The 11,175-nt window shown below is 70.5% G+C and carries 12 protein-coding genes and 1 pseudogene; 6 read left to right on the top strand and 7 right to left on the bottom strand.

Going from position 1 to position 11,175, the window contains the following annotated elements:
• The 3 genes from GWK61_RS48385 to GWK61_RS48375 all read right to left on the bottom strand — a co-directional run.
• Positions 1–269 (bottom strand): 4'-phosphopantetheinyl transferase family protein (locus GWK61_RS48385; RefSeq protein WP_369125675.1); only part of this gene is annotated, 269 nt, incomplete at its 3' end.
• A gap of 125 nt (positions 270–394) precedes the next feature.
• Complete coding sequence (locus GWK61_RS48380) at positions 395–1,747, bottom strand: chymotrypsin family serine protease (protein WP_228564179.1); 1,353 nt, start codon at positions 1,745–1,747, stop codon at positions 395–397.
• A gap of 93 nt (positions 1,748–1,840) precedes the next feature.
• Entirely contained in the window at positions 1,841–2,842 is a 1,002-nt protein-coding gene (locus GWK61_RS48375) for an aldo/keto reductase family protein (protein ID WP_194920230.1), read from the bottom strand.
• 233 nt (positions 2,843–3,075) lie between these two features.
• Here GWK61_RS48375 and GWK61_RS61220 point away from each other — a divergent pair.
• A pseudogene (locus GWK61_RS61220) lies at positions 3,076–3,427 on the top strand (ATP-binding cassette domain-containing protein); the annotation flags it as partial.
• Here GWK61_RS61220 and GWK61_RS48365 read toward each other — a convergent pair.
• Positions 3,424–3,975 (bottom strand): DUF3043 domain-containing protein, encoded by a 552-nt coding sequence (locus tag GWK61_RS48365; protein ID WP_194920228.1) that lies wholly within the window; start codon positions 3,973–3,975, stop codon positions 3,424–3,426. The pseudogene GWK61_RS61220 and the gene GWK61_RS48365 overlap by 4 nt on opposite strands.
• A 219-nt stretch (positions 3,976–4,194) precedes the next feature.
• On the opposite strand from GWK61_RS48365, the gene GWK61_RS48360 reads away from it, so the two are divergent.
• The 4 genes from GWK61_RS48360 (at position 4,195) to pspAB (ending at position 7,316) form a co-directional block, all read left to right on the top strand.
• Positions 4,195–5,001, top strand: a complete 807-nt coding sequence (locus GWK61_RS48360) for a PspA/IM30 family protein (protein ID WP_194920226.1) — start codon at positions 4,195–4,197, stop codon at positions 4,999–5,001.
• Positions 4,998–5,276: a PspA-associated protein PspAA gene (pspAA, locus tag GWK61_RS48355; RefSeq protein ID WP_194920224.1), complete on the top strand. Its 279-nt coding sequence runs from the start codon at positions 4,998–5,000 to the stop codon at positions 5,274–5,276. The genes GWK61_RS48360 and pspAA overlap by 4 nt, the downstream gene beginning before the upstream one ends.
• 252 nt (positions 5,277–5,528) lie before the next feature.
• Positions 5,529–6,461 carry a zinc metalloprotease HtpX gene (htpX, locus tag GWK61_RS48350; RefSeq protein ID WP_194920222.1) on the top strand — a complete coding sequence of 311 codons (933 nt, stop codon included), beginning with the start codon at positions 5,529–5,531 and terminating at the stop codon, positions 6,459–6,461.
• Positions 6,462–6,746: 285 nt separating this feature from the next.
• Positions 6,747–7,316 carry a PspA-associated protein PspAB gene (gene pspAB, locus GWK61_RS48345; RefSeq protein WP_194920220.1) on the top strand — a complete coding sequence of 190 codons (570 nt, stop codon included), beginning with the start codon at positions 6,747–6,749 and terminating at the stop codon, positions 7,314–7,316.
• 179 nt (positions 7,317–7,495) lie between these two features.
• On the opposite strand, the gene GWK61_RS48340 is transcribed toward pspAB, so the two are convergent.
• Positions 7,496–7,765, bottom strand: coding sequence for a hypothetical protein (locus GWK61_RS48340; RefSeq protein ID WP_194920218.1), 270 nt, complete (start codon positions 7,763–7,765; stop codon positions 7,496–7,498).
• Positions 7,766–8,171: 406 nt separating this feature from the next.
• On the opposite strand from GWK61_RS48340, the gene GWK61_RS48335 reads away from it, so the two are divergent.
• Positions 8,172–9,323, top strand: a complete 1,152-nt coding sequence (locus GWK61_RS48335) for an endonuclease/exonuclease/phosphatase family protein (RefSeq protein ID WP_194920216.1) — start codon at positions 8,172–8,174, stop codon at positions 9,321–9,323.
• A gap of 220 nt (positions 9,324–9,543) precedes the next feature.
• On the opposite strand, the gene GWK61_RS48330 is transcribed toward GWK61_RS48335, so the two are convergent.
• The gene (locus GWK61_RS48330; RefSeq protein ID WP_194920214.1) at positions 9,544–10,158 is read right to left on the bottom strand and encodes a DUF1707 SHOCT-like domain-containing protein; all 615 of its coding nucleotides are present in this window, start codon (positions 10,156–10,158) and stop codon (positions 9,544–9,546) included.
• Positions 10,159–10,341: 183 nt separating this feature from the next.
• Positions 10,342–10,656 (bottom strand): integration host factor, actinobacterial type, encoded by a 315-nt coding sequence (gene mihF / locus GWK61_RS48325; RefSeq protein WP_012786078.1) that lies wholly within the window; start codon positions 10,654–10,656, stop codon positions 10,342–10,344.
• Positions 10,657–11,175: the final 519 nt, after the last annotated feature.

The following is an 11,175-nucleotide window of genomic DNA, read 5'->3' as shown; positions in this document are numbered from 1 at the left end:
GCCCGATACCCCCGGCAGTGCGTCATGCTCCCCACGACCCCGGCCGGCCACAAAGGCTCCCGGTTCGCGCCGGTCCCGATCGCGACCGGCGGAAACCCGAGCCGGACCAAAGCCGTCCGCGCCAGATGCCGCGTGGTGATGTACTCCATCCGCCGCTTGTCCACGGCCCGCGCGATCACCGCCTCCTCGCCGGGCATCAACACCGCGTCCTCGGGGTCGCCGAAGCACTCCTCGACCTCGACCTCCGGCGGGAGCAGACTCGACAGCATGGCGCGCGTCTCCGTTCTGCGTGGCCTTCTTGCTGAAATGGCCTTGTAGCCGACCTTGTAGCCGACCTCGTGGCCGACCTCGAAGCCGGAACGGCCTCGTCGCTGAATCAGCTACGACCAGGTGATCAGGTCTGCGGATTCAAGGTCAACCCGTAGTAGTTGAAGATGTCGGTGGCTTCCGTCCAGAAGACCCCCGGCGTCCCGTCCCCGGGCGTCCCGTCCGAAAGCAGCCCGCGCGCCTGCCGTACCCCGCCGGACTCCACCGCGAACATCGTGGCGCCGCTGTCCCCGCCGGCCGCGCCCCAGCCGTTGTTCACCGCGTCGCCCCACACGCCGCGAGCCGTGTACGACAACCCCGGGCAGCCGGTGCTCGGCCCGCAGTACATGTCCTGATTGGTCACCTTGATGCCGCACGGCGTGGGGTGCCCCATGAAGTACGAACGCTGGCCGTCGTGGCACACATAGTCTCCGTTGTAGGAGTACGCGAAGCTGGTCAGCCGCAGCCAGGTCGTGGTGTCCGACTCGTCGGCGTTGTTGTTCGCGCCGTCGATGGTCTCCGCGTCCCACTGCTGCACCCGCGCCGTCACGGTGCCGACGTAGTTGCCAGTCAAGCCGTTGGCATAGTCGCCCGGGGTCCCGGCTCGCGTGTAGATCCTGGTGCCGACGCCGAAGCAGTGCGCCGCGGTCACCATGATCGGGTGGTTGTCGGACTTGCGGACGGCCGGCAATCCCGCGGTGCAGCCGTGGCCGGTGCCGCCGCCGGTGATCGCGTCGCCGCCGATGAACGGCGAGCTGTCGTCCCACTTGGAGTTCGCCCAGGACTTGGCCTGCAGCGCGTGTCCCTGCCGGTAGACGAGCGGCACGCCGAGGGTTGTCGCCAGGTTCGTCGTGGACGCCGCCCGAGGCTGCAACGCCGCCGGAGCCGTCGCCGGATCGTCCACGTCGAGCTCCAGCCCCGACGCGTCCGCCGCCGGCCCGACCAGATCCACGTGGACCGGCAGCTTCCCGGCGTCGGCCAGCGCCACCACCCGCTGCGCGGCGGCGTCCAGCGCGGCGTGCGTGGCGGCCGCCTTCTGGAAGCGGATCAGCGAGCCGTCGATCGTCGGGTCCACGGCCCGCGCCGCCGCGAGCACCCGCGACGCCTGCGCGGTGTCGGTGAGGTAGACGGTCACCACGTCGTGGCCCGCCTCGATGGCGAGATTGCCGTAGACATCGGCGGCGCTGCCCCGCCCGACCGCCCCGACCGCCCCGACCGCATTCGCCACGGCGCGCAGCGGCGCCAGCCGGGCCGCCTGGGCGTCGGGGCCGAGCGCCGCGACCTGGGCGTCGGTGAGAACGGTCGCGGCGGTGGTGGTGCCGGCGGCGGGCGCGGCCGCCGGTGCCGACGCGGCCTGCGCCCCGCCGGGGATCGCGACGGCGGCGGCGAGCAGTCCGGCGGCGAGCGCGCCGAACCGCGCGGCTATGGGATTGCTCCTCATGGGGGCTCCTGGCGTGATCGCGGTCGAGTCACGCCGGAGCATAGCCGCGTTGTCAGTCTTCTGACAGACTCCCGCCGCCGTCGCGCAGCCGGGCTACGGCCGGGTCGGCGGCGACACCGTCCGCGACGGGTCCCGCACCACGTTCGACCCGAGCACCTCGTCGATCCGCTTCATCACGTCGTCTGACAGCTTCACGCTGGCCGCCTTGACGTTCTCGGTCACCTGCTCCGGACGCGAGGCGCCGATGATCGCGGCGGAGACGTTCGGGTTCTGCAACACCCACGCCACGGCCAGCTGCGCCATCGTCAGGTCCACCGACTCCGCGATCGGCCGCAGCTGCTGCACCGCCTCCAGCAGCTCCTGGTTCGCGACCAGCTCGCGCATCACGTTCGCGCCGGAGTTCTCGTCGGTGGCGCGCGACCCGGCCGGCAGCTCGCCGCCGGGCAGGTACTTGCCGGTCAGGATGCCCTGGGCGATCGGGGACCAGACGATCTGGCCCACGCCCAGCTCCTCGGAGGTCGGGACCACCTCGGCCTCGATGACCCGCCACAGCATCGAGTACTGCGGCTGGCTGGAGATCAGCTGGATCTTCAGCTCGTCGGCCAGGGCCTTGGCGGCGCGGATCTCCGAGGCCTTCCACTCCGACACGCCGATGTACAGCGCCTTGCCGCAGTGCACGACGTCGGCGAACGCCGTCATCGTCTCCTCCAGCGGCGTCGAGTAGTCGTACCGGTGCGCCTGGTACAGGTCGACGTAGTCCGTCTGCAGCCGCTTCAGCGAGCCGTTGATCGACTCCATGATGTGCTTGCGCGACAGCCCGCGGTCGTTGCGGCCCGGGCCGGTCGGCCAGAAGACCTTGGTGAAGATCTCCAGCCCCTCGCGCCGCTCGCCCTTGAGCGCCCGGCCCATCACGGCCTCGGCCCGGGTCCCGGCGTACACGTCGGCGGTGTCGAACGTGGTGATCCCCGCGTCGAGGGCGGCGCGCACACAGGCCAGCGCCGAGTCCTCCTCCACCTGCGAGCCGTGGGTGATCCAGTTGCCGTAGGCGATCTCGCTGATGATCAGGCCGGAGCGGCCGAGATGACGGAATTCCATGTGATCAGACTACGGCCCGGTAGGAGGCCGCCGGTCGTCGTCCGGCGCTGCTTGCCCGGCCTGTCGCCGCCTGCTGCCGCCTGCTGGCGCCCGGCGCCGTCTGTTGCTGTCTGTTGCTGTCTGTCCTGCTGCTGCCCGTCCGCTGCCGCTCGCCGACCGTCACATCCGGATCAGCCCCGCCTGCACGGCGGCGGCCACGGCCGCGGTCCGGCTGTCCACCCGAGCTCGTCGGCCACGTGCGCGGCGACCGGCCCGCGGCGGCCCGTGGGCGGGCGCGCACCCTGCTGGAGGCGGTCGGCCTGGGCCCGGCCACGTGGCGCCGTCGACCGCACCAGCTCTCCGGCGGCGAACGCCAGCGCGTCAACATCGCCCGCGCCCTCTACGCCGACCCGGCCGTCCTCCTGGTGGACGAACCGACCTCGGCCCTGGACCACGACCGCGGGGCCGCCGTCCTGGCGCTGCTGGCCGCCGTCACCGGCGCACCGGACGGCCACCGTCCTGGTCACCCACGACACCGCCCTGCTGGACGGCGTCGACCGGGTCCTGACGATGGCCGACGGAAGGCTGAGGCGAGGGTCCGCCTAGAACTTCTCGCCGCGCTTCAACCGCGGCTTGGGCAGCCGCCACTTGCGGAACTGCATCGAACGCATGAGCGAGTACCAGCCCAGGCGCCCCAGGTCGGCGTCGGGGAAGCGCTTGTGCGCCTCCTTCTTCACCCCGCGCACCAGCAGCACCGAGTCGAACACGATGGCCACCAGCATCACCAGCCACAGCACCACCGACAGCAGCGCCACCGACGGGACCGAGGCCACCACGAACAGCAGCACGGCGAAGATGATGAAGAACTCGGCGATCCGGAAGCGGGAGTCGACGTAGTCGCGGGCGAACGCCTTCACCGGCCCGCCGTGCTGCCGTTCGGTGGCCGCGTCGAAGTCGCGCTGGCGCGCCTGGCGCTTGGCCTTCTTCGGATCGGAGCTGATGCCGGACAGCCGCTGCTTGCGGGCCAGCTCGGCCTCGCGGCGGGTGGGCGTGGGACGGCCCTTGGCGGCCCGTGCCTCGTCCAGCAGGTCGGCGTTCTCCTGCTCGGACGTGGCCTGGTCGGCCTCATCGGTGGATTTCTGCTTCCGGAACACGGGAAGACTCTAAGGCCACGGCCCCGCGACCACGAAGCCACGGTCGGGCCCATGACGTTTCGCACTACTGAAGCCATGGCCTTCAGTAGGTGCCGAGAAGGGGTGGCGGGCCGTATGGTAAGTCCTGACCAGGACCACAAAGTTGGACGACATTGAGCACGATCCGCACGCGGACCGGAGTCGGCCACACGAGGACGTGAAGGGGGCGCGGCAGAGCCCATGGCTGGCGTCATGAAGCGCATGAAGTTGATCTTCCAGGCCAAGGCCAACAAGGCGCTGGACAAGTACGAGGACCCGCGCGAGACGCTCGACCTTTCGTACCAGAAGCAGCTGGAACTGCTGCAGAAGGTGCGTCGGGGCGTCGCCGACGTGGCCACCTCGCGCAAGCGCCTGGAGCTGCAGATGAAGCAGCTGCAGGACCAGTCCGACAAGCACGAGACCCAGGCCCGCCGGGCCCTGGAGGTCGGCCGCGAGGACCTGGCCCGCGAGGCCCTGTCCCGGCGCGGCGGCATCCAGCAGCAGATCACCGACCTGCAGACCCAGTACGCGACGCTGCAGGGCGAGGAGGAGAAGCTCACCCGGGCCTCCCAGTCGCTGCAGGCCAAGGTCGACGCCTTCCGCACCAAGAAGGAGACGATCAAGGCCACCTACACCGCGGCCGAGGCGACCACCCGGATCGGCGAGGCCTTCTCCGGCATCTCCGAGGAGATGTCCGACGTCGGCATGGCCATCCAGCGCGCCGAGGACAAGACCCTGCAGCTGCAGGCCCGCGGTTCGGCCATCGACGAGCTGCTGGCCTCCGGCGCGCTCAACGACCCGACCGGCATGGCCAAGGACGACATCACCACCGAGCTGGAGCGCCTGTCGTCCGGCTCGGATGTCGACAACCAGCTCGAAGCGATGAAGCGGGAGCTGGCCGGCGGTCCGTCGACCAAGCAGCTGGAGGCCGGCCACGGGGTCGGCAACGCCTCCAACTCGGATGTCACGGACGCCGAGGAGGTCCGCAAGGAGGGAGGGGCGCGATGATCGTCCGCATTCTCACCGAGGGTCAGCTGGAGGTCCCGGACAGCTCGATCGACGAGCTGAACGACCTGGACACCAAGGTCCTGGAGACCTGCCAGGCCAAGGACGAGGCGGCGTTCCGGCTGGCGCTGGACACGCTGCTGGAGCGGGTGCGCGAGATCGGCACGCCGATCCCGCTGGACCGGCTCGTGGAGAGCGACTTCGTGCTCCCCATGGCGGACTCCACGCTGGACGAGGTCGAGGCGATGATGTCCGAGGAAGGGCTCATCCCCGGCTGAGGCCGGCCCTTCCGAGCCGCCTGAGCCATCCGAGCCACCCGTACGGGCGCACCCCTGCTGGTCCCGACTGCCGCCGCACCGCCACACCGGTCACACCGGTCACGGTGTGGCGGTAGTCTCTTTCGCTGCGCGAACAGTCCCACCCGGGAACCTCCGGACGACTTCCGGCGTTGCTCCGATTGACAGGTTGATATCCGCACCTGGGTGTGACAGCCAGCTAGAACAACCAGCTTGAACAGGGAGAGAGCACCAGTGGCAAGGACCCGTTTCGCGCCGGACCGGCAGCTGACATCGCGGATGGTCATCGTGATGTTCCTGCTCGGCCTGGTCTACGTCGCCGCGATCGGCGTCGCGGTGGCCCTCGCGCCCAAGGGCCTGCTGCCGATCCTCATCATCGTCATCGGCGGTTTCTTCTTCGCGCAGTGGTTCTTGTCCGACAAGATCGCGCTGTTCTCGATGAACGCCAAGCTCGTCCAGCCCAACGACTCCGCCGAGGCGCACCGGCTGCACGCCGTGCTGGACCGGCTGTGCGCGCTGGCCGACATGCCCAAGCCCCGGGTCGGCCTGGTGGACACCGACGTCCCCAACGCCTTCGCCGCCGGCCGCAGCCAGAAGAACACGGTGGTCTGCGCGACCACCGGCCTGATGCGCAAGCTCCCGGACGACCGCGAGCTGGAGGCCGTGCTCGCGCACGAGCTCTCGCACGTGGCGCACAAGGACGTCGCGGTGATGACCATCGCCTCGTTCCTGGGCATCCTGTCCGGCCTGATCACCCGCATCACCTTCGAGATGGGGCTGTGGGGCGGCTTCTCCGACCGCGGCCGCGACGACGAGGACAGCCCGGCGGTCGTGCTGTTCTTCGTGATGCTCGTCTCGGGCCTGACCTACCTGCTGTCCTTCCTGCTGATCCGCGGCCTGTCCCGCTACCGCGAGCTGGCCGCCGACCGCTCGGGGGCGCTGCTCACCGGCAACCCGTCGGCGATGAGCAACGCGCTGGGCCGGATCACCGGCGACATGGCCATGATCCCGACCCAGGACCTGCGCAAGCAGCAGGCCTTCAACGCCTTCTTCTTCACCCCGGCGATCAAGGGCGCCAGCGTCTCGAACCTGTTCGCCACGCACCCGACCCTGCAGGTCCGCCAGGAGAAGCTGGCGAAGCTGGCGGTCGAGATCGGTCGCGGCTGAGCCGTCGTCAGTACCCGCACAACCCCGCACCACCCCGCACCACATCCCGGCGCCTGTCGGACCTGAGCTTTCCACGATGCGAGCCGTATGCGTCCGACAGGCCATGGGCCCGGACGCATGGCACGGGAAGTATCCGCAGGAGACGAAGCGTGACAGCTGTTCGGATTGTGCCGTACCGGGAAGGATCCGGATTAGTCACGGGGATCTGCACAAGACGATCACGATAAGCGAACGGACCGTGGGACCTCCCGCGGCGACCCTCGGAGACAAGGCAAGCTGGTAGCCATGGGATTCCTGGACACGCTGCTCGGTCGGACGAAGCCGGTCAAGCCGGACCTCGACCAGCTCTTCGGCCTGCCGTCGGCGGCCCTGACCCTGCAGGCGGCGACCAACTTCCGTCCCACGGGCCTGGGCTCGGTGTGCTTCAAGCGCGCCGAGGGGCGGGCCTTCGACGACGTCGAGTCGGACATCACCACGCTCCTGGCGGCCGGCAACGGCCCCAAGGTCGAGGCGCGCGACGACTCCTACGGCTACACCTGGCTGGTCTCGCACCACGAACCGGACGACACCGCCGGCCTGGTGACCGACCTGCACGCGGTGAACAGCTCCCTGCAGGACACCGGTTTCGGCCCGCAGCTGCTGTGCTCCCTAGTGTCTTTCACCGACGACCGGGACCGCCGCCTGGCCCTGGTGTACCTCTACAAGCGCGGCACGTTCTACCCCTTCGCCCCGCAGGCCGGCGAACAGCGCGACGGCGCGCTGGAACTGCAGATCAAGGCCATGCTGGGAAACGACCTGCGCCTGGAGTCGGACCTGAGCCGCTGGTTCCCGGTCTGGGGCGCCCCCGGCCTCTGAGCGGAACCCGGTTCGCCGTCTCAGGAAGTTGTGACACGGTTGTTGCTCTAGTCACCGGACCGTGACCGAACGACTCGTCCGTTGGTAGTAACCTTTGCGCGTGCACGCTGCTCGGCGCGCGCGGAACGGTCGGGTCTGGTCACGGCGAGTGGACGAGAAGACTTGCGTTTCGATCAACTTCAGGCTGGTTCGGCCGGATCCGACGTGCGCGCGGACGGCCCGGACAGCGAGCGGCCGATAGGCCAGGGGGCGGCTGTGGAGGCTTCGGGGGACGGCGGCGCGGAGCACGCGGCCGACGGCACTCCGGGCGCCGACGGTGCCGCCGCCGCGGACGACTCCGCGATATCCACCTCCAACGAGCAGACACCGCCGGCCAACGGCACGAGTGCCCCGGCTCCGCAGAACACTGCGGTGGCCGTCGCGGCACCGGTGTTCGCGATCAGTGACATCATCCGTTCCGCCGCCGATCAGGCCTCGGCCACGTGGAAGTCCGCGGCGGTGCCGACCCAGCGGCGCGAGAGCCCTGCGACGCCGTTCCGGACGGCCGCGGCTCCGGTTGTGCCAGGCGTTCCAGGTGCTTCGGGTACTCCGAGTGCTTTGGCTACTCCGGCTCTTCCGGGCGTTGCTGCTCCGGGTATTCCTGCCCAGGTTGCCTTGCCCGCGCCTGCGAAGCCGGATCCTGCACTGGGTGCCGCGTCGCCGACCGACGCCGGCGCAGCTTCGCCTGTCTCCATATCTCCGAGCCCGGCCGGTGCTCCCGCGCTGCCCGCGCCGAGCAGCGCCACTTCTTCGCCCGCTGCTTTCCTGGCCCAGCCCGCGATAATTTCGCCTGTCCCAGGCCGTACCACTTCCGCGATGCCCTCCGCGACTTCCGCAGGGCCCGACGAGACCCCGACCGTCATCGGCCCGATCGTCACCTCCGAGCCCGCCGAACCGACGCCTCCCGCGCCCCCGGCGTCCGCCGACTCGGCCGATTCTGCGGACCCCGAGGAGCACGAGCCCCACTGGCGCCGGGCCCGCCGCCAGCTGGCCCTGCTGACCGTCATCATCAGCGTCCTGGTCCTCGCGGTCCTGCTCGGCCACCGCTTCCTCCCCGAGTTCATGGGCATCGGCTCGCTGGTCGACACCTTCCTGCCCTGGACCGTCGCCCCGCTCGTGCTGGCCCTGCCGGTGGCCCTGCTCAGCCTGAAGAAGTGGGCCATCGGCATCTGCCTGCTGACCTGCGGGGTCTGGGCCGGCGACTTCGGCCCGACCCTGATGCGCACCGGCGGCTCGGGCCCGGCGGACATCAGGATCCTCAGCCAGAACGTCTCCGCCCTCGATGACAGCGCTCCCGACCTGACCGGCATCGCTCAGCTGGCCCAGCAGCGCGGCGCCGACATCGTCGTGTTGCAGGGCATGGCGAAGGACGTCCAGCTCGCCGACCAGGCCGCTCCGGCCCGCTACGCCTACCACCTGGCGATGTACGAGTTCGTGGTCTGGTCGACTTTCAAGATCGATTCCAGCCAGCCGGTGGACCTGACCGGCGGCCGGCCCTCCGCCGGGAGCCAGTCCGGCGCCGCCGACAGCAGCTCCGCCGGCGAGTTCAGCGGCCTGCTGCGGTTCACCGTGGACGCCGGCCAGGGCCGGAGCGTCACCGTCTACGCCGTGCACCTGCCGCAGCCCTCGCTCTCGCACGACGGCTTCGGCGTGGCCCGCGGCGACGCGCTGGAGCAGCTGGTCGACGACGTGCAGACGGAGAAGTCGCCGAACCTGATAGTCGTCGGCGACCTGGACGTGGCGCAGACCGACCGGCAGATCCGGCCGCTGATGGGCTCCGGCACCGGCCTGGTGTCGGCGCAGGCCAAGGCCGGGACCGGGTTCGGGTTCACGTGGCCGGCGAAGTTCCCGGTGGTCCGGCTGGACGACGTGCTGTCCCGCGGGCTCACGCCGGTCGCCAGCGCCGTCCTGCCGGCCGTGGGGCCGAAGCAGGCGCACCGGCCGATCGAGGCGGACCTGAAGTTCTGAGCGAGAGCTCTGGGCGAGATATTCGGCGCCGCGGCCAGGGGATTAAGGGTTGTCCCTTAATTCTTGAGGTCCGCTGAGGTTTTCTGAGCTTGGGAAGCCTTTGTCGCCGGGTTGAGCAGGTCTTGCGGCAGCACGGCCGTGGCGCTGCGGTGGTGCGGTGTCGCAGTGCCGTGCGTGCGCCAGTGCGCGTCGCCTCCGGTGTCGCAATCAGTGGTCGCGGTCAGCGTCCCGGTCGTCGTCGCCGGGCCCGCCGCTCGATGAGCTTGCCGTATTTCAGGGTGCCGACGATCTCGATCCGCAGCGGCCGAGTGTCCTGGTCGGCCTCGTACCGGCGGTGCCGGTCCCCGCGCAGCCGGAACTTGGAGAAGGCCAGCGTCAGGCCGTCGATGTCGAGCTCGACCCCGGGCCCCGCGATGATGATCAGCTTGCCCAGCCGCATGTCCGCGTCGATGCGCAGGGTGTCGCGGCTGACGACGGCGTCGCTGAAGTCCAGGACGACGTCGCACATCTTGGGCCGCAGCTCGATGCGCCCGGGGACCACCCACGCCCCGGTGCGGACGAACTGCCCGCCCTTCTGCTCGATGACGAGCACGTCCTTCGTCGGCGGCGCGACGGCACCGTGACCGGGTCCGTAGCCGACGCCGGCGTCCGGCGTTCCGGGCAGGTCGGAGGTGAGCTCCGCCAGCTCCCCGAGGGTGCGCGAGGTGAGCGCGGCCTCCAGCCGGGCGTCGAGCTCCTCGGCGGACAGCCGGCCGTCCCCGGCGGCGATCCGCAGCGTCTCCACGACCCGGTCCCGGTCCGCGTGCGAGGCTCGCAGGTCGGGCTGGTCAGTCATACGTCCCACGCTAGCCCAGAAGCACCCTGCGGCGCTTCACCGGCGCCATATGGGCTGGTGAATCCATACGGACTCCTCCGGACGGCTCTCCCGGCCCGGCATTGCCGGCCGTCCCCTGCACAGAGACGGCCGGCTGCGCCGTGGCGAGATCGCCCGGATTCGCGTCCGGTTCGACCTGGCGGATCAGGCGGTGGCGGCGAGCAGCGCCTGGCGCTGACGGTCGCCGAGGCCGCCGATACGGCGGTTCTCGTCGATCTCGGCGTCCGCCATCAGCTTGGCCGCCTTGGCCGGGCCGTAGCCCGGCAGCGCCTTGATGAGGGCGGTCACCTTCGTCTTCTTGACCATCTCCTCGCCCTTGGCCGCCCGGTCGAGCACCGCCTTCAGGGACAGCTTCCCGGCCTTGACGTCGGCCAGCATCTCCGAACGGGCACGGCGCACCTCCCCGGCCTTGGCCAGAGCGGCCGCGCGCTGCTCGGGGGTCAGTGTCGGAAGAGCCATGGAACTTCTCCTTGCCTAGTACGGTCACGGCCCGCGACGGCGCCGGAGCCGTGGCCCATAATGGCGGATCCCGGCGACAGATCACAGCTCAGGGGTGGGGGAACCACCCCATGTCGGCCGAGGTGAGGCCGTTCGAGGCCGGCCGAGGGGGCCCCGAATCGGGCGAAAGCGTCCCATTGGCGACCAACGCACGGGTGATCCGCGGCACAGCGGCGATTGACCCGAACGAGGCACGCGCCCGCCGCCCGGCGGGTAGCCGGAACCGCGCTGGGCCGTTGCGAGCCCGCACGACACGGGCCCCGCGAAGGGCGCTCGCCAAGCGCGCGAATGCCTCCGAGCCCTGCGAAAGGGGCAAGCCGAGCATTCCGGTCGCCCCAGTCGCGACACCGTCACGCACCGGAACCCCGCGCCCCGAACGCCCGACGGCGCCCCGTTCCGCGCCTTCTGGGGCCTCGCTGAGGGGCCTGAGACGCCCGCCGAGTGTTTCTAGGCCGGACGAGGGGTCGGAAAGCCCTGCGG

Source organism: Catenulispora rubra (assembly GCF_015356825.1).
GTDB lineage: Bacteria > Actinomycetota > Actinomycetes > Streptomycetales > Catenulisporaceae > Catenulispora > Catenulispora rubra.
The sequence above is the reverse complement of the archived record's forward strand: the minus strand, read 5'-3'. Positions and strand labels throughout refer to the sequence as shown.